We start from the raw sequence: 20,361 nt of genomic DNA on the forward strand, positions 1-20,361 counted from the left end.
GGCATGCCGGTTAAGCGAACAGGGCCTGATTATCCGGCAAGCGAGAAGGGGGTACTAGCTGAAAAGCCCTGTCGCCGCGACGACAGGGCTGTTTTGCAGGGCTTACTTGATGCGTTGACCCGGCTTGGCGCCGCTGTCAGGGCTCAGCAGGTAGATTTCTTCGCCGCCGGGGCCGGCCGCCATCACCATGCCTTCGGAAATACCGAACTTCATTTTCCGCGGCTTGAGGTTGGCGATCATCATGGTCAGGCGACCATTGAGCTTGGACGGGTCCGGATAAGCGCTCTTGATCCCGGAGAACACGTTGCGTTGCTCGTCGCCGATATCGAGGGTCAGGCGCAGCAGCTTGTCGGCACCTTCCACGGCTTCGGCCTTGAGAATCAGCGCAACCCGCAGGTCAACGGCGGCAAAGGCGTCGAACTCGATCTCCGGGGACAGCGGGTCCTTGACCAGTTCACCGTTGCCGGCCGGGTTCGATTCGCCGGTGTCGGTCGGGCTGGCGACCAGGTCTTCTTTCGACGCGTCGCTCATGGCCTGGACTTTTACCGGGTCGATACGGGTCATCAATGGTTTGAACTCGTTCAATTGATGGTTGCTGAGCAAGCTGGCGTGGTCGTTCCAGGTCAGCGGCGCGACGTTGAGGAACGCCTCGGCATCCGCGGCCAGCAACGGCAGCACCGGCTTGAGGAAGATGACCAACTGGCGGAACAGGTTGACGCCGGTGGCGCAGATGGCCTGGACTTCCGCCTGCTTGCCTTCCTGCTTGTTCAGCGACCACGGTGCCTTGTCGGCGATCCACGCGTTGGCGCGGTCGGCCAGGCCCATGATTTCGCGCATGGCGCGGGCAAAGTCGCGGGCTTCATAGGCATCGGCGATGCTTGGCGCGGCGGCCAGGAACGCGTCGGTCAGTTCCGGCGCGGCATTCTCGGCCACCAGCACACCGGCGTTGCCCTTGTGGATGAAACCGGCGCAACGGCTGGCGATGTTGACGACTTTGCCGACGAGGTCCGAGTTGACCTTCTGTACGAAGTCTTCCAGGTTCAGGTCAAGATCGTCGACGCCACGGCCCAGCTTGGACGCATAGTAGTAGCGCAGGTATTCCGGCGACAGGTGATCCAGGTAGGTGCGCGCCTTGATAAAGGTGCCACGGGACTTGGACATCTTCTGGCCGTTGACGGTCAGGTAGCCGTGTACGTTGATGCCGGTCGGCTTGCGGTAGCCCGCACCTTCGAGCATCGCCGGCCAGAACAGGGCGTGGAAGTTGACGATGTCCTTGCCGATGAAATGGTACAGCTCGGCGGTGGAGTCCTTGCCCCAGAACGCATCGAAGTCCAGCTCCGGCGTGCGCTTGCACAGGTTCTTGAAGCTGGCCATGTAGCCGATCGGGGCGTCCAGCCACACGTAGAAATACTTGCCCGGCTCGCCCGGGATCTCAAAGCCGAAGTACGGCGCATCGCGGGAAATGTCCCACTGTTGCAGCCCGGCATCCAGCCATTCGGCGATCTTGTTGGCGACGGCGTCCTGCAGGGTGCCGCTGCGCGTCCAGGTTTGCAGCATCTGCTGGAAATCCGGGAGCTTGAAGAAGAAGTGCTGGGAATCCTTGAGCACCGGGGTGGCGCCGGAGATCGCTGACTTGGGGTTCTTCAGGTCTGTGGGGGCGTAGGTGGCACCGCATTTTTCGCAGTTGTCGCCGTACTGGTCCTCGGTGCCGCATTTCGGGCAGGTGCCCTTGATGAAGCGGTCGGCCAGGAACATTTTCTTTTCCGGGTCGAAATACTGCGTGATCGAGCGCGTGGCAATGTGCCCGGCGTCCTTCAACCGCAGGTAGATCTGGCTCGACAGCTCGCGGTTTTCGTCGGCGTGGGTCGAATGGAAGTTGTCGAAGTCGACCAGGAACTCGGCAAAGTCGGCGCTGTGTTCAGCCTGCACATTGGCGATCAGTTGTTCCGGGGTGATGCCTTCCTTTTCGGCGCGCAACATGATGGCCGAACCGTGGGCGTCGTCCGCGCAGACATAGATGCATTGATTGCCGCGATGCTTCTGGAAGCGCACCCACATGTCGGTCTGGATGTACTCAAGCATATGGCCAAGATGGATTGAACCATTGGCATAGGGCAGGGCGCTGGTGACGAGGATCTTGCGTGGCTCGGACATGGGGCTCGGCTACTCGATGAAACGGAGGTCGGCCACTATAAAGCGCCGGCAAATATATTTCACCCCGTGGCGCTGTTTCAGCATCTTCCCAACCTGCGAAAGCATGCCGTTAAGCCGCTGGAACGGTTAGGATAGCCGCCTGTTTCAGTCAGTCTTTTTCGGGAGTAGCCCATGAGCGCCGTTAATCGCGCAGCGGTGGAAGCCGTTCTTCGCCAGTACACCGACCCCTATTTGAACCAGGATCCGGTCAGTGCCGGTTGTGTCCGCGCCATCGAGATCCAGGGCGACCAGGTGTCGGTCCGGATGGAGCTGGGCTATGCCGCCGGTCTGTTCAAGAGCGGCTGGGCGCAGATGCTGCAAATGGCCATCGAAGGCCTCGACGGCGTGCGTTCCGCCAAGGTCGACATTCAGTGCGTGATCGCGCCGCACAAGGCCCAGGCGCAGATCCCCGGCCTGGCCAATGTGAAGAATGTGGTGGCCGTGGCCTCCGGCAAGGGCGGCGTGGGTAAATCCACCACGGCGGCCAACCTGGCGCTGGCGCTGGCGCGCGAAGGCGCCCGCGTGGGGATTCTCGACGCGGATATCTACGGCCCGAGCCAGGGCGTGATGTTCGGCATTGCCGAGGGCACCCGCCCGAAAATCAAGGACCAGAAGTGGTTCGTGCCCATCGAGTCGCTGGGTGTGGAAGTGATGTCCATGGCGTTCCTGACCGACGACAACACGCCGATGGTGTGGCGCGGGCCGATGGTTTCCGGCGCCTTGCTGCAACTGGTGACCCAGACCGCCTGGGGCGATTTGGACTACCTGGTGATCGACATGCCGCCAGGCACCGGCGACATCCAGCTGACCCTGGCGCAAAAAGTCCCGGTGGCCGGTGCGGTGATCGTGACCACGCCGCAGGACCTGGCGTTGCTGGACGCGAAGAAAGGCGTGGAAATGTTCCGCAAGGTCAACATCCCGGTGCTGGGCGTCGTGGAAAACATGGCGGTTCACATCTGCTCCAACTGTGGCCATGCCGAGCACCTGTTCGGTGAGGGGGGCGGCGAGAAGTTGGCGACCCAGTACGGCGTCGAACTGCTGGCCTCGCTGCCGCTGGCGATGGTGATTCGCGAACAGGCCGATGGTGGCAAACCGACAGTGGCGGCCGAGCCTGATGGCCAGATCGCCATGGTTTATCAGGAACTGGCGCGTCACGTGGGCGCGCGGATTGTCCTGCAAGAAGCGGCTTCACCGGCCATGCCGACGATTACAGTCAGCGACGACTGAGTCATTCGCAGGAAACAAGCCCCGCTATTGTCGGGGCTTTTTCTTGTCCGCCGAACGGCCAGGTATCGCTTGCCAGGCTCTTACGCAGTTGCTCGTGTAAGCATTTGCTTACTCTCGCGTAAGTGTTTGGTTTTTTTTGCGCTTCCGGACGTCTCAAATTGTCTGGTCATATTTCTAATTAATTGAAATATAACAATTATTTATTGGCTCGCGAGAGCGAAAGCTCGGCAGGCGACGGGTTAGGTTGCGTTGTACTTCCCTGGGAACTGGTTACTATCAGTCCTGTGTCCACGGATTGACACAGCCATCAAGGAACGATGGTTTGAAGGAACGTCGCAGGATGCGATTCATCAGGATGATGAAAAAGGAATACAGGGACTAGGGAAAAAATGTGGGCGGGTCATACCGCCCCTTTTTTCGCCTGCAGAAAAGTGAAATGCCTGCCCCTGAACGCAAAAAAGGCCCGCAAGGGGCCTTTTTTGTTGGGCTGCGGCGCTGTCAGCGCTCGAGATCCTTGATCTTGCCTTTTACGCCATCCCACTCTTCCGCATCCGGCAGCGACTCTTTCTTCTCCGTGATGTTCGGCCAGATTTCCGCCAGTTCGACGTTCAACTGGATAAATTCCTGCATATCTTCCGGGACCTCGTCCTCGGAGAAAATAGCGACGGCCGGGCATTCAGGTTCACACAGGGCGCAGTCAATGCACTCATCCGGGTGGATCACCAGGAAATTCGGGCCTTCGTAGAAGCAGTCCACCGGACAGACTTCTACGCAGTCGGTGTATTTGCACTTGATGCAGTTGTCGGTGACGACGAAGGTCATTTCTAATTTTCTCCTCAGGCGGCGGCAGCGAAACCCCTTATGGTGGGGCCCGCGAGGTTTGAGAGCGATAATCTGCGAGCCAGGCTAAAAGCCCGCAGCATCCCAAACCGCGCGAGATAATATCAGCTTGCAAGCGTCTGCGTTAGATCTGTGTCTTCAGTGTATAGAGCATTTCCAGCGCTTTTCGCGGTGTCAAGTCGTCCAGGTCAAGTTTTGCCAATTCATCCAGCACCGGATGGGGCAGGCTGGCGAACATATCGCTCTGGTGTGGCGCGTTGGATTTGCTGTTGCTCTTCTTCGGGCTGGCGACCACGGTGTCGTGGGGCAGGGCGGTGGCTTCCAGGCGGCTGAGGTGCTCGCGGGCGCGGGTGATCACGTCGTTCGGCACACCGGCCAACTGCGCCACGGCCAGGCCGTAACTCTGGCTGGCCGGCCCTGGCAGCACATGGTGCAGGAACACGATACGTTCGTTGTGCTCGGTGGCATTGAGATGCACGTTGGCCACCAGCGGCTCGCTTTCCGGCAGCACGGTCAGTTCGAAGTAGTGGGTGGCGAACAGCGTATAGGCGCGCAGGTGCGCCAGGCGCTCGGCCGCCGCCCAGGCCAGGGACAGGCCGTCGAACGTGCTGGTGCCGCGACCGACTTCGTCCATCAGCACCAGGCTGCGCTCGGTGGCGTTGTGCAGGATGTTCGCGGTTTCGCTCATCTCCACCATAAAGGTCGAGCGGCCGCCGGCGAGGTCATCGCTGGAACCGATCCGCGTGAAGATGCGGTCCACCAGGGACAGCTCGCAACTGGCCGCTGGCACAAAGCTGCCGATATGCGCGAGCAACACGATCAATGCGGTCTGGCGCATGTAGGTGGATTTACCGCCCATATTCGGACCGGTGATCACCAGCATGCGGGTTTCGTCATCCAGCGACAGATCGTTAGCGACAAACGGCGTGGTCAATACCTGCTCCACCACCGGGTGGCGCCCCTGCACGATACGCATGCAGGGTTCGCTGACAAACCGCGGGCAGTTCAAGTCAAGGTTCAGCGCACGCTCGGCCAGGTTGCTCAGCACATCCAGCTCGGCCAGGGCGGCGGCGGTGTCTTGCAGTGGCGCGAGGCGGCTGATCAAGTCTTCGAGCAGTGCTTCATACAGCATCTTTTCCCGCGCCAAGGCACGGCTCTTGGCCGACAGCGCTTTATCTTCGAACGCTTTCAGCTCGGGGGTGATGAAGCGTTCGGCACCTTTAAGGGTTTGACGACGTTGATAGTCGATGGGCGCCTGCTCGGCCTGCTTGCTCGGCAACTCGATGAAGTAGCCATGCACACGGTTGTAGCCGACCTTCAGGTTGGCCAGGCCGGTGCGGGCTTTTTCGCGGGCTTCCAGGTCGATCAGGAACTGCCCGGCGTTTTCGCTCAGGGACTGCAGTTCATCCAGTTCGCTGTCGTAACCGGTCTTGAGCACGCCGCCGTCACGGATGATTGCCGGCGGGTTGTCGATAATGGCTTTTTCCAGCAGGGCCGCGAGGTCCGGGTAGGTGCCGGTGGTGACGGCCAGCTGTTGCAGGTGCGGCGTGTCCAGTTCGGTCATCGCCGCTTGCAACTGCGGCAGGGCGCCGAGGGCATCGCGCAGGCGCGCCAGGTCGCGCGGGCGTGCGTTGCGCAGGCCGATCCGCGCGAGGATGCGCTCGATATCGCCGATTTCTTTCAACTGCGGCTGCAGCTTTTCGAAGCGATAGCCGTCGAGCAGGCAGGTAATCGACGTCTGCCGCGCTTGCAGCACCGTCAGGTCGCGCAGCGGACGGTTCAGCCAGCGCGTCAGCAAGCGGCTGCCCATGGCGGTCTGGCAACGGTCGACCACCGATTGCAGCGTGTTGTCGCGCCCGCCCGCCAGGTTGGTGTCCAGCTCCAGGTTGCGACGGCTGGCGCCGTCGAGCACCACGGTATCGTCCAGGCGCTCATGGCGCAGGCTGCGCAAGTGCGGCAGGGCGGTGCGCTGGGTTTCCTTGGCGTAGCTGAGCAGGCAACCGGCGGCGCCGATGGCCAGGGTCAGGGTTTCGCAGCCGAAGCCCTTGAGATCCTGCACGGCGAACTGCTGGCACAGACTTTTCAGCGCCGAATCACGCTCGAAATCCCACGGCGCGCGACGCTTGGTCCCACGACGACGTTCCGCCGGCAGGTCCTTTGGCCAATCATCCGGGATCATCAGCTCCACCGGATTGATACGCTCCAGCTCCGCCAGCAGGTTCTCCCAGCCTTTGGTCTCCATCACGCTGAAGTTGCCGCTGGTGATATCCAGCACCGCCAGGCCGAACAAGCGCTCGTCGCCGAGCACCGCAGCGATCAGGTTATCGCGACGCTCATCGAGCAGCGCCTCATCACTCACCGTCCCCGGCGTAATAATACGCACCACCTGACGCTCAACCGGCCCTTTGCTGGTGGCCGGGTCGCCGATCTGCTCGCAGATCACCACCGACTCGCCCAGCTTCACCAGCTTGACGAGGTAGCCTTCCAACGAATGGTAAGGAATCCCACACATCGGAATCGACTGCCCCGCCGACTGCCCACGGGCGGTCAGGGTGATGTCCAGCAACTTGGCGGCTTTCTTCGCGTCTTCGTAGAAGATCTCGTAGAAATCGCCCATGCGATAGAACATCAACTGATCAGGGTGCTGGTTTTTCAGGCGCCAGTACTGCTGCATCATTGGGGTGTGGGAGGACAGATCGGAAGTGGTTTTACTCATCAGATAATTAGCGAATTCGTTAAAAAGAGTGGCAAAGGGGGCACTTGGCCCGGCTGATTTTGCGATGGCGGCAAGGTTAACACGCGAGGTCGACCCTTCGCAGGCCTGCTCAAAAGACACGGTAAGTGCATAAAAAATGCATGGTCAATGCAAATTAGCATTTGCCAAGCTTCAAATCTGTCGTCACTATCCGCTTTATGCAAAAACGCAACGTTTCTATCGTCTTAAGAGAACTGCTGGACCGCGACCGGATCTCCCCCACGGAGCTTCACCGGCGTACCGGCGTGCCTCAATCCACGCTGTCCCGGATACTCAGCGGCAAGATCGTTGACCCCTCGGACAAGCACATTTCGCGCATTGCCGAGTACTTCCGCGTCAGCACCGACCAACTGCGCGGGCGCGCGGCGGTGGGCGTTTCTCGGGATGAAGGGCGCGACCCGATGCATTCGGAACTCAAGGACATAAGCCTGTGGGATGACGACACCCCCGTGAATGACGACGAGGTGTCGATCCCCTTTCTGCGTGAGGTTGAATTGGCTGCTGGATCAGGAAGATTCGTCATCGAGGAAAGCGAGAAGGCCAGCCTGCGGTTCGGCAAGCGCAGCCTGCGGCATAACGGTGTGCAGTTCGACCAGGCCAAGTGTGTGACGGTGCGCGGCAACAGCATGTTACCGGTGCTGCGTGATGGCGCGACGGTGGGGGTGAATGCGGGCAAGAGTGCGATTGGCGACATCGTCGATGGTGACTTGTACGCCATCAATCACAATGGTCAGTTGCGGGTCAAACAGCTCTATCGCCTGCCTTCCGGGATTCGCCTGCGCAGTTTCAACCGCGATGAGCACCCGGACGAAGACTACAGCTTCCAGGACATCCAGGATGAACAGATCAGCATCCTCGGTCATGTCTTCTGGTGGGGCATGTACGCCCGTTAACCTTTTTGCGTAAGACGAAGCCCGCCAATGAGCGGGCTTTTTTTCGTCTGTAGAAAGGCATCAAACCCTTTGCCAGCAAGGCTTCCAATGCATCAGTGCATTTGTTTGGAAAAATAAATGCATTTGTGCATTGACTGTATATGCATACATGCATATTCTTTGTCTCAAGCCGGCCAACAAGGCTCGGTGGAGGCGGCAAGGATGCTGCCAGGAACGACAAGGAAGGCACGCAACATCGGCACGGACGCCATCGAAGCGATGGCAGGGATGCCAGGTAACACCGGCAAGGATGCCGACGCTCTTTAGTTTCACCGTTTTACAAGAACAGGCAGCGATGAACCGGCCTTGACGGTTCAGAGGGTTGGCAACTGACCCGGGTGTGCAGCGTAAAGCACCAGAAGCAGTTATCCGGCAGACAGGGATCGTGGTCGGAAAAACATTGAGGAAAGATCCGTACCGCGCCAGTAGCGCCGAAAGATCGAGTACCCAGCCTCACCCATACTGATCCTTTTGAAGGCGTCTTTTGTCGCCATGCGGCGTTGCCGCTCAACAACAGCCACTCCTCACAAGAGGATCGTATGGGTGAGGCTGGGCACAGGACCGCATTACTGAAAAGCCCGGGCAACCGGGCTTTTTGGAATGCCTACCTATAAATGGATTTACCCAAACGCCGGCATTTTGCCGGCATTGCTCAGCCAGGAGGCGTGACATGACAAACGAGCAGCAAGCGTTAGCGGAAATGCCTATCTGGCTGGTGATCGTACTGGCGCTGATCGGCGGAGTTTCTGGCGAAATGTGGCGCGCCGACAAGGAGGGCGCCCGTGGTTGGTCGCTGATCCGGCGCCTGGCACTGCGGTCTGGGGCGTGCATGGTCTGCGGGGTCTCGGCGTTGATGCTGTTGTACGCCGCCGGCATGTCGATCTGGACCGCCGGCGCCCTCGGCTGCCTGACAGCCATGGCCGGTGCAGACGTCGCCATTGGCCTTTATGAACGTTGGGCGGCCAAGCGCATTGGCGTCGACGAGGCCCCGCCCTCCCGCCCGGATCAGCAGTAACCGCTGCAAGGACGCGACTGATGACATCTATTGAAAAACCTTCCCAACTGCCCATCGCAATTGGCGAAGCGCTCAAGGGCGCCTTCCCACAATTGCGTGTGGGCAACCACCAGGACTTCCAGGGCACCGGGGATAAAACCGGCGTGCTGATTACCGTGGAACGCAACGGCCCCGGCGTTCGATCCCTTGAAGGACGTAAGGCCCATGCACTGTCGGTGTCACTCATGGCCAGGGTTGTCAGTGGTTCGGCGCCTTACGACGCCTGCGACCTGGCCAGTCAATTGATGGATTTGGCCCTCGATAATCGCTGGGGCCTGCCGTCGGACCAGTGTGACCTGCCAAGCGCCATCGTCGCGGCGCCGAGCCTACAGGGCAGTGCCGAAACCGACTACGACAGTTGGACAGTGTCCTTCACCCAAAACATCTACCTCGGCCCGCCGATACTCGAAGATCCCACCGGAAAACCGCTGTTTGCCTGCAGGTGGGAAGTCTCGAATATCGACGATCCTGACCAATACCGACCTTTGCAGGAGTAGTCCATGTTCGATGCTTTGTTACGCATGCAACTGGGACCGATCGTCGAGCGCCTGGCGGAAATGGAGGCCCAGCTCGAAGACCTGTACCGACGCGCTGAAAGCTTTTGTCGGATCGGCATATGCCAGCAGGTCGACGCCGCCAGCAATACCTGCATCGTCAGCCACGGCGATTTGCTTACCCCGGCGATTGGTTTTTTCAACCCCAGCGCGGGGGCGCAGACCGAAACGCGCATCCCGTCAGTGGGCGAGCAATGTTTGTTGCTCAACTATGGCGGTGGGGAAGGCGCTGCGCAGTCGGTAGCGCTTTTCGGCCTCAACAGTAGCCTGTTTCCGCCGGTCTCCAGCGTTGCATCGTTGACCCGGCGCCGCCACCAGGACGGGACGCAAAGTGACTATGACGACGCCAGCCACACATTCAACTGGACCAACGGGCCCACCGTGTTCAGCGGTTCCCGCGAACAGGTCGAGGCGAAGGTCGGCGCTGCCACGCTGCAGATGAGCGCCAAGCACATCACCTTGCAACTCGGCGCCGTCGGTGTGCTGCTGGATGCCGGCGGCGTGCATTTGAGCGGCCCGCTGGTGGATCACCAAGGCCGCGTGATCAGCACCGCATAAGGATTTGCCATGATCGGAATCGATAGGAATACCGGGGCAGCGGTCGATGACTGGCTGCAATTCGTACAGCGTGCCACCCGAGCGCTGACCACCCCCGTGGGCACTCGCCAGAAGCGCCCGTTGTACGGCTCGCTGATCCCCCAACTGCTCGGGCAGAACCTCGGCGACGACCTCTTGATCCTCGCCCAAAGCCACGCCGCCAAAGCGTTCTACAACGTCGAGAACGGCATCGCCGACTTTCAACCCCAGGTCATCGTCGCCAGTCGCCAGGGCGCCGGTCTGTTGCTGCGGTTTGCCGGCACGTGGAAAAACCGCCAACAATCCTTCGAGGTTATGACATGAGCATGCTGATCCCTGGCCAGAACCAACTGGCGGAGCCGGCTATCATTGCCGTCGACGCGTTCGAGCCGTTGCTGGCGCAATTCAAGGCGTTCGTCATCGACTACGTCGCCGCCCGCGCGCCACAAAGTGCCGCCAAACTCAAGGTCAGCCTCGATAACGAAAGCGAACTGCTGAGTCTGGCCCTGGAAGCGTTTTGCGTGCGTCTGCAAACCCACGAACGCCAGTACAACGCACGCATCAAGCAGATGCTGGCGTGGTGGGCCACCGGCAGTAACCTCGACGCACGCCTGGCCGATATGGGCCTGGAGCGCCAGGTGCTGGACCCCGGCGACCCGGCGGCCTTCCCGCCGGTGCCGCCGACATTGGAAAGCGACGACGACGCACGCTTGCGCTATTACTTGGCGCCCCACGCGCCGGCGGCGGGTTCTCGCATGCAGTATCGCCGCGAGGTGTTCACCCTCGGCGAACGACCTGCGGTTAACGTAGAAAGCGCGACACCGGGTGTGGTCACGGTCACCTATACCTTCGACCCGGATGGCTACGCAGCTCAGGTCAAGGATGGCAGCGGCCGACGCACCGCCCCCGGTGAGGTGATGGTGACGGTGCTCTCCAGGGACGGCGATGGAAGCGCTTCCGCCGATTTGCTTGACGGCGTGCGCAGACATTTCGCACGCCCCGATGTGCGGCCGGAAACTGATCTCGTCACTGTCCAAAGTGCGCAGATCCAACGCTACAAGATTCGCGTGGTGGCCAAGATCAACGCCGGCCCGGACTCGGGCCTGACCCAAGTGGCGGCGCAACGCTTGCTGCAAACCTACGCCGAATCCTGTCACCGCCTGGAAGGGCGCGTCGACCCGAGCTGGATCGACTACGCCATCCACAGTGCCGGAGCGGCGCAGCTGCAAATCCTCGAACCGCTGGCACCGATTGTCTGCTCGGCGTTCCAGGCGCCGTATTGCACGGGTGTCGAGGTGGAGGTACGCACGCTATGAGTGAGCCCAAACCGAGTCTGTTGCCCGCCAATAGCTCACCGCTGGAAAAAGCGTTGGACCTGGGGTTTGGCAGGTTGCTCGAGCGGATCATGCCGCCGTTTCCGGCCTTGATGAACCCGCTGCAAACACCCTCCGAATTCCTTCCTTACCTGGCCGCCGACCGAGGCGTCAGCGAATGGGACGCGGATGCCAGCGAAACGGAAAAGCGCCTCACCGTGGGCTTGTCCTGGCAGATCCAGCGCCAGGCCGGCACGCCCAAGGCTTTGAGTTATGCGGTGGAGTCGCTGGGTTTCAGCCCCAACATCAGCGCCTGGTATCAACAGCGGCCGCAGGGCTTGCCTTACACCTTCGATGTGCAGGCGATCATCGGGCGCAGTTGGTCCAGCGGTGACCATAACCGATTGATCCGCCGTATCGACGCCGCGAAGAGCGAGCGCGACCAGGCGACGATTACCGTGGTTCACCAGACACAAGCACGCCTTGGCCTGACCGCGATTGTCCACGCCCCGTTTAACGACAGCGAGTTAAGCCTGCAAGGCGCGTTACCCGAACTTGCCTTGGGCGCTCGACTTAACAGTGCTGGCGTTGCCCGGCACTACACCATTAACGACTACGACCTCAGGGCGCAGCCATGACAGATGACATTACGCGCCTGGTGCGCTTCACCTCCAAGGGTTTGGATGAAGTGCTGCAGGCAAAGAACCAGGGCTTGAAAGGCGAAATCACCCACATCGGCGCCGGCACCGGCCGCTACAACCCAGACGGCACGGAAGTGGCCTTGCGTGACGAGCGCCAGCGGGTGGCGATTGTGGATTACGAGGACTTGGGCGAGCGCCAACTCAGGATGGCCGCGCTGTTCGATGGCGATGGCGAGTATGAGATTGGTGAGTTCGGTTTTTACCTCGCCAGTGGGACGTTGTTGGCGGTGTATTCCGTCGCTGGGAAGTTGCTGACGTATAAAGCGGCGGCGGCTCGGGTGCTGCAGAAGTTTACGTTGGATGTTTCGCCGTTGCCGGCGGAGAGCGTGACGGTAGTTGTTGGTGTGGAAAATTTCAATGTGTTGTTAACCGAGGAGATAGCCCAACTCGCAACTGCTAGTGTTGACAATATGGCTCGGTATACGGGGCTTCTCTTTCGACTTGTCAAACTGGAGGGGAAATAGTGGCAGTGGGTGAGTTGAGCAAAAACGACACTCAGTGAGTATTTCGCTTGAGAAGTTTTCTGGGGTCAGCCGAGCTTGTGTAAAGGTGGAATTTAGATGGCTAATAGGATGAATTTAAAATGAGTTTGGAAACTACGATTGCAGGTCTTGTGGCAGCCGCAAATAAGTTGACGGATACCGTAAACTCAAAAATTTCGGTTATTGATAATGCAGTTTCTGAGGCCCAAGCTTCATTTGGGCTGTTTAAGACGTCGTCGCGCTCTGAATATCCAGCAGTAAATGTTTTGCCAAATGCGTCATTTTTTGCTGATGCAAATGCGGATGGTATCCCTGATAGTTGGGCTTTCTCTTCGGCGAATTACATGAACTTGCCTTCTGGAGCTGCTGTCTTGGTTCAAGCAAAACTTGAAACGTTGACGGCGCATCAGACAGAAATAGAGAAGCTTGGGAGGACTTCAAACTCAACCGGTTTTGTATATTTGAATGCCTTGCGTTTGAGTGTCAAAGGAGATGCGGTGAATGCTGTTTGGGCAAGGGTTCAGGCTTCTTTGGTTCAGGCGTTTGCAGGTTTGTATTCTGGCGGTTGCTTTATGAATATTACTAACCCAGGAGCGATCGTCGAGGCCGGCGTCGGTGGTGGCAACTACTATTCGCCTGGAATAACGCCTTATAATCTTTCCAAGGGGGGCTGGCAGTGGGTTAGCTCACCTCGAGGAATTGTTAGCTACCAAAAGGCACATTGTATTAATTTTAAGGTTAATCCTGGTATGAGTACAGATGTTCTCATTGCTATGCCGGTTGCTGTCGATGGTTACTTGGATCGTCCCGTTATTTGAGGTGTTGTATGGCTAGAGTTTTTTTTGAAGGGCAGGTGATCGCGCAAGGCGACATTGAACAGTTAGTCGAAATGCATTCTGTCGGTATGTTTCCGGAGGCCGCTGATCTGAGTGAGTTAAACCGTGAGAAAAGCCTTAAAGGGCGACGTAATGCTTACGCCTTAGAGTCTGACCCTCTGTATATCGAGTATCAGTACGATAATAGCGAAGAAAAGGAAAGAATCTGGCGAGAGAAGGTTCTCGAAATTAAAAAGCGATATCCGCTTACAGAAGAATGACATTCAGTTGCCGCGAAAGCGGTTTTTTTTCGTCTCCCCAAAGCCCCTCCCGCAGGGGCTTTGGTGTTTTCCACCCGGAGAATTCAACACATGCCCACTCGCCAAACCTACACCGTCCTAATCCCATTCCCCACCGGCGCCGGCCATTGGTCCACCGCCGGCCAGGAACTGGAACTGCTGGACGTCGAAGCATCCGCCCTGCGCACCGCTGGCCGCTTGGAACTGACCAACGTCCTCAATACCACCCCCAAGGAGGCTGAATAACCATGGCAGAAGTTCTGAACTTCGAGCACAACGGCATCACCGTCAATGCCACCGAATCCCCCGAGGCCATGGGCGGCCTTGGCGACAACGTCATCGGCCTGGTCGGCACCGCGCCGAATGCCCACGCGTCGATCCCGAAAAACGCCCCGTTCCGCATCAACAGCTTCACCACCCAGGCGCTGCTGGACCCTACCGGCAGTGAGGCGGGCACGCTGTTTCAGGCGGTGTACCAGATCCTCAAAGTGGTCAAGGTACCGGTCTACGTGGTGATCGTGGAGGAGGGCGCAACCCCGGCTGACACGATCAACCATGTGATCGGCGGTAACGAACCGGTCACCGGGCGCAAACTTGGCCTGGCGGCCCTGAGCAGTGTGCCGGAAGACCTGACCATCATCGGCGCCCCAGGCTTCACCGGCACCAAGGCCGTGGCGAGCGAGTTCGCCGCCTTCGGCAAGCGCATCAAGGCCCGTGTGGTGCTGGATGGCAAGGACGCTTCTGTTGCCGATCAGGTGACCTACAGCGGCGAACTGGGCGGTGCCGATCTCGGTTTCGACCGCTGCCTGCTGGTACACAACATGCCGTCGGTGTACTCCAAGGCCGCGAAGAAGAATGTGTTTCTTTCGCCGTCGTCCCTGGCCATCGCTGCACTGGCCAAGGTCAAGCAGTGGGAAAGCCCGGGTAATCAGGTGACCTTCGCCGAGGACGTTTCCCGCGTGGTCGAGTACAACATTCTCGACACGTCCACCGAAGGCGACCTGCTCAACCGCTACGGCGTGAGCTACTACGCCCGCACCATCCTCGGCGGTTTTTCGCTGCTGGGTAACCGCTCCATCACCGGCAAGTTCATCAGCTACGTCGGCCTGGAAGACGCCATCAGCCGCAAGCTGGTCAAGGCCGGCCAGAAGGCCATGGCCAAGAACCTCACCAAGTCCTTCATGGACCAGGAGGTCAAGCGCATCAACGATTGGCTGCAAACCCTGGTCGCCGACGAAACCATCCCCGGCGGCAGTGTGTACCTGCACCCGGAGTTGAACAGTGTCGAGAAGTACAAGAACGGCACCTGGTTCATCGTCATCGACTACGGCCGCTATGCGCCCAATGAACACATGATTTATCAACTCAACGCCCGCGATGAAATCATCGAGCAGTTCCTGGAGGACGTTCTCTAATGTTTACCAACCGAGTCAGACAGGCCATTGCGGCCACCCTCCAAGGCCTGCCGCTGTCCGCGACCGTGGAAGAGTTCACCCCGCCGAAGATCGAGTTCGACATGGAGTCCATGTCCGGCGGGCGCTTCATTGCCGAGGAAATGGCCAAGAGCGGCAAAGTGCTCAACGCCAAGCTGATCCTGCAAGGCGCCGGCCCGGAAATCATGCTGGCCCTGGGCGTGCGGATGGGGGACGACATTCTGCTGAACGTGCGTGAAGCCGGCCAGGACCAGGACGGCAAGACCTACTTCACCTACCACACCGTGGGCGGCAAGCTCAAATCCCTGGAGGAGGCAAAGCTGAAGATGGGCGAGAAGGCCACCACCACGCTGGAGTTGTCCTGCCGCACCTATAACCGCCTGGAAAACGGCATTTCGGTGATCGACATCGACGTGCGTACCCAGAAGTTCGTCCTCAACGGCGTCGATATTCTGGGCGACGCCCGCCGCGCGGTGTTGATGCCGTAACCCCTCGGGGGCGGGTTCGCTCGCCCCCATACTTGACCAAGGAATTGCCCCATGGCCTGGATGCCACCGCTGCACCTCCTGCTGGCCCCGATCACCGCCGACACCGGCGCGACGATCGAGCAGGTGCAACTCAAACCGCTGTACTACGCCGCGCAAAAAGACGCGCTGGCCCGGGCCGGTGATGACGAGGACGACCAGTTCTTCGAACTGGCGAAACTCGCCACCGGCCTGTCGGAAAAAGAGCTCGACCAACTCAAGCGCCCGGACTACGTGAGCATCGCCCAATACGTACATGAGATGTCGACGCGCCCGGCGTCATTCTTCCTGCAAGCGCCCGAAGCTGCGACCCACGACCAGCCCGTCCACTTGCTGTTGCCCCTCGACGCGGCCGGCCGCACCTGGACCGAGCTGCCCCTGGAAATGCCCGCCCTGCGCGCGACCAAAGTGATGAAAAAACTCGCCACCAACAAAGAGCGCGCCGAGTTCATCACCGCCCACTGCACCGGCCTGATGATCCCCGACCTGGCTGGCCTGACCGTGCCTGACTGGACGGAATTGCAGGAGCGCATCGATGATTTTTTAAACAAACCGGCGGACTTCTTTCGGAGCGCGACATCGAAGTGATCCTCGACGTGGTGCCGCTGATTTACTCGGTCAATGAAGCGGAAATCCTCGACTGGGACGCCGGAAAAGCACTGCGCCGCTACGACATCGCGATCAATCGCCTTGGCGTTAAACAGGAGTAAGCGGGATGCAAGAGACTCAATACGAGATCAGGCTCGCCGAAGAAGACAAGCGCTGGATGACCTTTGCGGCCCTGTCCAACGAGGCGACACTCAACAGTGTGCTGACCCCCCTTCCTGATAGTTTTGTCGGGCCTTCCAGCCTGGATGCCGAACCGCAGCCATCGTCGGAACTCGGCCTGGCGCTGGTCACGGTGAGCCTGGATATCAACGCCTTGACCCTTGAGCAAGTGCGGTTGCGCGAGACGTTGGAAACGCTCAACAGCACATTATTCATTACCAGTGATTCACTGGCGCTCAGGACGGTCGATAGCGCCTCGCAGGCGCAGAACAGTCAACCCAGGGAGCCGCCGCCGGCCGCCGACTCCTGGGTCGACAAAAGCCTGCAGTTCGGGGCCGATGCGGCGAAGACCATTGCCAAGGATGTGGGCTCGAGTTTGTGGGATACGGCCAAGAGCAGGGTCTCGGGCAAGGCCATCGATGCACTGGCGCAAAAGTTTCCCAAAGCCGGCAAGTGGCTTAAAGACGACAAAGACAAAGACAAAGACAAAGACAAAGACAAGGACAAGGACAAGGACAACGACAAGGACTGCTGCTGCCGCGGCGAGTCTCTTCGTGGCGCCGTTACCCCGAGCATCATCTTGCCGCCTGGCTATGAGCGTTCTGGCGGGAAAAAGACTTCCGCGAAAAAGACCGCCAAGTCGACGCGGTGGCGGGAGTTGCCCGTCCCCCGTGGCCTCGGCCCGTTGAAGTATGCCGACACCGCCATCAATGTGATCCAGGGCATACGCGATGGCGACGCAAAAGCAGTCACCACCGGCCTGTCTACGGCCGGTGGTGCCTGGGCCGGCGCCTCTGCCGGCGCGGCCATTGGCACCCTGGTTTTGCCTGGCATCGGCACGGCTGTAGGCGGCGCAATCGGCGGCTTGCTCGGCAGTGAAGCGGGCGCTTGGCTTGGGGACAAACTGTTCAGCCCCGCTGACCGCCTGCCCGCACCCAATGCCGTCAGCAAGGAACTCAACAGCGCATGCACGGACAATGTGCAAGTCACCCTGGCCCCCAGCATCCAGATCACCGGCGTCAACCCCGCCGATGCCCAGCAGGTGGTCAATCAGGTGATCCAGGCTCTGCAATTCCAATGCCTGCCGATGCTCTCCGACACCCTCGGGGTTCGGCGCAATGCGGCACTGGCCGATCCAGGAGGTGATTGATGCGACAACAGATGGTGCTGGGCGATTTTATTTTTGGGCTCGCCCGTGGGTTTGCCTATTCCTCGCTGACCCGTAACAGCGACGGCGGCTGGGCTGACCTGGCGATTATCGCGAGCAAACCGCAGTCGCGGCAGAACGGCCAGAAGCTGGAAAAACTCACCTTCAGCGGCACGGCGATGTACGGCGTGGGCATGCAACGCCTGGACGAGTTGCGCGCCCTGCAAAATCAACGCGTGCCGCTGCCTCTGGTGGATGGCATCGGCCGCAACTGGGGCCTGTGGCGGATCAATTCGGTGATGGAAACCCAAAGCAACGTGATCGATGACGGTACCGCCATGCTCATGACCTGGAGCCTTGAATTGGAGGAATTCATCAATGCGTAGAGTGCGAAGTATTGCCGGTGATTCGGTCAACCTGCTGCTCTACCGCGAGCTGGGGCGTTGCGATGACGCCGCGGAAGAAACCCTCTGGCGCTTGAACCCCACGCTTGCCGAATACGGCCCGGTGCTGCCGGCTGGCGTGTGGGTGATCGTGCCCGAAATGGCTTCGCGGCCGGCGGCGCTGCGCTTCGTTTCGGCGTGGGATTAAGAAGGAGGCTACATGGCTCAGGGATTTACGCCCATTGTGGAGTTCTATGGCGCCAACGCGGCGCTGCTCAATCAACGTCTGATGCACTGGAGCCATACCGACGCGGCGGGCCTTGAGTCCGACCGCCTTGAACTGACGCTCAACATCGAGGGCCTGGAGGGCCTGCCCAGTCTGAGTGGCAAGATCGGTTTGCGCGTCGGTTATCAAGAGTCCGGCTTGGTGGAAAAAGGCGAATTTGTCATTACCCAGCGCACGCCGGTGCTGTTTCCCATGCGCTTGCTGATCGTCGCCACCGCGGCGCCCTTCAGCGCGGGCGATGCCAGTGGTTACCGCCAGCGTCGATCCGCCAGTTATGGACCGATCACCCTGGGCGCGCTGTTTCGCCAACTGGTCAGCCGCCACGGCTATTCGCCGCGGGTGGCACCGGCGCTGGAGGGCATTGCGATTGCCCACATCGACCAATCCAATGAAAGCGACATGGCGTTCATCACCCGCCTTGCCAAACGTTATGGCGCCGTCACCAAACCGATCAACGAACTGTACGTGCTCGCCGAGGCCGGGCAGGTCAAGTCACTCTCCGGCCTGCAACTGCCGGACGTGAAACTGTCGGTTACCGAGGACAATCGCCCCGGCGATCAAGCATTCATCACCGCCAAGCTCGACGAAACCTCGCGCGCCAAATACCAGGGCAGCCGCGTCACCTGGTGGGATGCCGCCGCGGGCAAGCAGCGGGTGGTTCAGGTCGGGGTTGCGCCCTTCAAGACCTTGCGCCAGCGCTGCCAGAACGAAGCCGAGGCGCGGGCGGTGGCTGAGGGTGAATTGCGCCGCGTGGGCCGTGAAGACCTCAAGCTGCAGATCGATTGTCCGGGGAACCCGCTGTTATCGGCCGAAGGGCTGTTGCTGTTGGATGACACCTGGCCTTCCTACATGCAGGGGCGCTGGTCGATCACCAAGGTGACGCATGTCGGCGACCCGGTGACGGGCTATCGCAGTTCGGTCACGGCCGGCGGGTTGTCGGCGTAGTACCTTTTACGGAGTAGGCACCATGCTGATAACACTGCCCCAGCTTCTTTACATCATGCCGGGCGCTCGCCTCAGCGCGGGCATTTTTCTATCCCCGTTAAATGCGGCATTCGCTCGCTACGCGATCGACAATCCGAAACGCCTCGCCGCCTGCCTCGCCCAGATCGGCCATGAATCCGGCGAATTGCGCTACGTCCGCGAACTTGGCAGCGATCAATACCTGAGCAAATACGACACCGGCCCCCTGGCCGTTCGCCTGGGTAACACCGCCGACGCGGATGGCGACGGCCAGAAGTACCGGGGCAGGGGGCTGATTCAGGTCACCGGGCGTCGTAACTATTTAATCTGCAGCCAAGCGCTGTTTGGCGATGAGCGCCTGCTCCTGCAACCGGAACTGTTGGAGCAGCCGCAATGGGCCGCCGAATCCGTCGCCTGGTTCTGGCACAGCAACGGCCTGAACGAACTGGCGGACAACGACCAGTTCACCACCATCACCCGACGCATCAACGGCGGTCTCAACGGCCTGGAGGAGCGTTTGCGCTTGTGGACGCGTGCGAAGGCGGTGCTATGCGTTTCCTAGCGGCCTGGCGTCTGATCGGCGCGTGCCTGTTGAGCGCGCTCGTGTGGCAGGTGCAAGCCTGGCGTTATGGCGCGCAGCTTGAGGCGCAATCGGCGGCCCAGGCGCAGGCGCTCAGCCAGCAAAGCCAGGTAGCTTTGCGCCAGCAACAGGCGCAGCAGGACAAACGGCTGGCGCTTGAGCAACAACTCAGCGCCATCGACCAACAACATGCTCGGGAGTTGAGCGATGCACAACGTCATCAGGCCGCTCTGCGCGATCGCCTGGCCACTGCTGATGTGCGGTTGTCAGTCCTTCTCGACGCCAGCGACAGCGCCAGTGGTTGCGCAATGCCTGCCACCACCGCCGCCGGCGGCGTGGTTCATGCAGCCCCGCGAGCCCGACTTGACCCGGCGCATGCTCAGCGAATTATCGCCATCACCGACGACGCGGATAACGCCGTGATCGCCTTGCGCGCCTGTCAGGCGTATGTGCGGGCCATCGTGCGTTAGTGTCTTGATGCACGCTGCAACTTGCATGGCCGATGGGCTCATGTAGGGTAGGCCAATGCCCGCTCA

At 60.1% G+C, this 20,361-nt stretch carries 25 protein-coding genes; 22 read left to right on the top strand and 3 right to left on the bottom strand.

Annotation, left to right across the window (positions count from 1 at the left end; translation table 11 throughout):
- Positions 1-102 precede the first annotated feature (102 nt).
- Positions 103-2,154 (bottom strand): methionine--tRNA ligase, encoded by a 2,052-nt coding sequence (metG, locus tag RGV59_RS11770; RefSeq protein ID WP_017844635.1) that lies wholly within the window; start codon positions 2,152-2,154, stop codon positions 103-105.
- 171 nt (positions 2,155-2,325) lie between these two features.
- Here metG and apbC point away from each other — a divergent pair, with 171 nt between their 5' ends.
- Positions 2,326-3,420, top strand: a complete 1,095-nt coding sequence (gene apbC / locus RGV59_RS11775; RefSeq protein WP_046384535.1) for an iron-sulfur cluster carrier protein ApbC — start codon at positions 2,326-2,328, stop codon at positions 3,418-3,420.
- 498 nt (positions 3,421-3,918) lie between these two features.
- Here apbC and fdxA read toward each other — a convergent pair whose 3' ends face one another.
- Both fdxA and mutS read right to left on the bottom strand, forming a co-directional pair.
- Entirely contained in the window at positions 3,919-4,242 is a 324-nt protein-coding gene (fdxA, locus tag RGV59_RS11780) for a ferredoxin FdxA (protein WP_003222178.1), read from the bottom strand.
- Between the two features lie 142 nt (positions 4,243-4,384).
- A complete protein-coding gene (gene mutS / locus RGV59_RS11785; RefSeq protein ID WP_026139756.1) occupies positions 4,385-6,976 on the bottom strand; it encodes a DNA mismatch repair protein MutS in 2,592 nt (863 codons plus the stop codon).
- Between the two features lie 197 nt (positions 6,977-7,173).
- On the opposite strand from mutS, the gene RGV59_RS11790 reads away from it, so the two are divergent.
- From RGV59_RS11790 to RGV59_RS11890, 21 genes are all read left to right on the top strand, one after another.
- The gene (locus tag RGV59_RS11790; protein ID WP_026139757.1) at positions 7,174-7,908 is read left to right on the top strand and encodes a LexA family transcriptional regulator; all 735 of its coding nucleotides are present in this window, start codon (positions 7,174-7,176) and stop codon (positions 7,906-7,908) included.
- A gap of 709 nt (positions 7,909-8,617) precedes the next feature.
- Positions 8,618-8,962, top strand: a complete 345-nt coding sequence (locus RGV59_RS11795; protein ID WP_017844641.1) for a phage holin family protein — start codon at positions 8,618-8,620, stop codon at positions 8,960-8,962.
- A gap of 20 nt (positions 8,963-8,982) precedes the next feature.
- Positions 8,983-9,498, top strand: a complete 516-nt coding sequence (locus RGV59_RS11800; protein ID WP_102617347.1) for a hypothetical protein — start codon at positions 8,983-8,985, stop codon at positions 9,496-9,498.
- 3 nt (positions 9,499-9,501) lie between these two features.
- A complete protein-coding gene (locus RGV59_RS11805) occupies positions 9,502-10,113 on the top strand; it encodes a phage baseplate assembly protein V (RefSeq protein WP_102617348.1) in 612 nt (203 codons plus the stop codon).
- Between the two features lie 9 nt (positions 10,114-10,122).
- Positions 10,123-10,455 carry a phage baseplate protein gene (locus RGV59_RS11810; protein ID WP_017844644.1) on the top strand — a complete coding sequence of 111 codons (333 nt, stop codon included), beginning with the start codon at positions 10,123-10,125 and terminating at the stop codon, positions 10,453-10,455.
- Positions 10,452-11,447, top strand: coding sequence for a baseplate J/gp47 family protein (locus RGV59_RS11815; protein ID WP_046384532.1), 996 nt, complete (start codon positions 10,452-10,454; stop codon positions 11,445-11,447). The genes RGV59_RS11810 and RGV59_RS11815 overlap by 4 nt, the downstream gene beginning before the upstream one ends.
- Positions 11,444-12,082 carry a phage tail protein I gene (locus RGV59_RS11820; protein ID WP_104903830.1) on the top strand — a complete coding sequence of 213 codons (639 nt, stop codon included), beginning with the start codon at positions 11,444-11,446 and terminating at the stop codon, positions 12,080-12,082. Before RGV59_RS11815 ends, RGV59_RS11820 begins: the two co-directional genes overlap by 4 nt.
- Positions 12,079-12,609 carry a phage tail protein gene (locus RGV59_RS11825; protein WP_057005812.1) on the top strand — a complete coding sequence of 177 codons (531 nt, stop codon included), beginning with the start codon at positions 12,079-12,081 and terminating at the stop codon, positions 12,607-12,609. The genes RGV59_RS11820 and RGV59_RS11825 overlap by 4 nt, the downstream gene beginning before the upstream one ends.
- Before the next feature lie 119 nt (positions 12,610-12,728).
- A complete protein-coding gene (locus tag RGV59_RS11830; protein WP_126586115.1) occupies positions 12,729-13,445 on the top strand; it encodes a hypothetical protein in 717 nt (238 codons plus the stop codon).
- Positions 13,446-13,453: 8 nt separating this feature from the next.
- The gene (locus RGV59_RS11835; RefSeq protein WP_057005811.1) at positions 13,454-13,723 is read left to right on the top strand and encodes a hypothetical protein; all 270 of its coding nucleotides are present in this window, start codon (positions 13,454-13,456) and stop codon (positions 13,721-13,723) included.
- A 90-nt stretch (positions 13,724-13,813) separates the two neighbouring features.
- Positions 13,814-13,987 carry a hypothetical protein gene (locus tag RGV59_RS11840; protein ID WP_185833594.1) on the top strand — a complete coding sequence of 58 codons (174 nt, stop codon included), beginning with the start codon at positions 13,814-13,816 and terminating at the stop codon, positions 13,985-13,987.
- A 2-nt stretch (positions 13,988-13,989) separates the two neighbouring features.
- Entirely contained in the window at positions 13,990-15,156 is a 1,167-nt protein-coding gene (locus tag RGV59_RS11845; protein ID WP_017844650.1) for a tail protein, read from the top strand.
- The gene (locus RGV59_RS11850; protein WP_017844651.1) at positions 15,156-15,662 is read left to right on the top strand and encodes a phage major tail tube protein; all 507 of its coding nucleotides are present in this window, start codon (positions 15,156-15,158) and stop codon (positions 15,660-15,662) included. The genes RGV59_RS11845 and RGV59_RS11850 overlap by 1 nt, the downstream gene beginning before the upstream one ends.
- A 51-nt stretch (positions 15,663-15,713) precedes the next feature.
- Positions 15,714-16,286 (top strand): phage tail assembly protein, encoded by a 573-nt coding sequence (locus RGV59_RS11855; RefSeq protein ID WP_046384528.1) that lies wholly within the window; start codon positions 15,714-15,716, stop codon positions 16,284-16,286.
- On the top strand, positions 16,283-16,408 hold the full coding sequence (locus RGV59_RS11860) for a hypothetical protein (protein ID WP_260473885.1): 126 nt from the start codon (positions 16,283-16,285) through the stop codon (positions 16,406-16,408). Before RGV59_RS11855 ends, RGV59_RS11860 begins: the two co-directional genes overlap by 4 nt.
- A 5-nt stretch (positions 16,409-16,413) precedes the next feature.
- The gene (locus RGV59_RS11865) at positions 16,414-17,616 is read left to right on the top strand and encodes a hypothetical protein (RefSeq protein WP_126586112.1); all 1,203 of its coding nucleotides are present in this window, start codon (positions 16,414-16,416) and stop codon (positions 17,614-17,616) included.
- Positions 17,616-17,999 (top strand): phage tail protein, encoded by a 384-nt coding sequence (locus RGV59_RS11870; protein WP_102617353.1) that lies wholly within the window; start codon positions 17,616-17,618, stop codon positions 17,997-17,999. The genes RGV59_RS11865 and RGV59_RS11870 overlap by 1 nt, the downstream gene beginning before the upstream one ends.
- Positions 17,992-18,204, top strand: a complete 213-nt coding sequence (locus RGV59_RS11875; protein WP_046484907.1) for a tail protein X — start codon at positions 17,992-17,994, stop codon at positions 18,202-18,204. Before RGV59_RS11870 ends, RGV59_RS11875 begins: the two co-directional genes overlap by 8 nt.
- A 12-nt stretch (positions 18,205-18,216) precedes the next feature.
- Entirely contained in the window at positions 18,217-19,227 is a 1,011-nt protein-coding gene (locus RGV59_RS11880) for a contractile injection system protein, VgrG/Pvc8 family (protein WP_126586110.1), read from the top strand.
- Positions 19,228-19,249: 22 nt separating this feature from the next.
- A complete protein-coding gene (locus tag RGV59_RS11885; RefSeq protein ID WP_126586108.1) occupies positions 19,250-19,807 on the top strand; it encodes a glycoside hydrolase family 19 protein in 558 nt (185 codons plus the stop codon).
- A complete protein-coding gene (locus RGV59_RS11890) occupies positions 19,795-20,295 on the top strand; it encodes a lysis system i-spanin subunit Rz (protein ID WP_126586106.1) in 501 nt (166 codons plus the stop codon). The genes RGV59_RS11885 and RGV59_RS11890 overlap by 13 nt, the downstream gene beginning before the upstream one ends.
- Positions 20,296-20,361 lie beyond the last annotated feature (66 nt).

The sequence above is a fragment of the Pseudomonas sp. FG1 genome, from assembly GCF_034313875.1.
GTDB lineage: Bacteria > Pseudomonadota > Gammaproteobacteria > Pseudomonadales > Pseudomonadaceae > Aquipseudomonas > Aquipseudomonas veronii.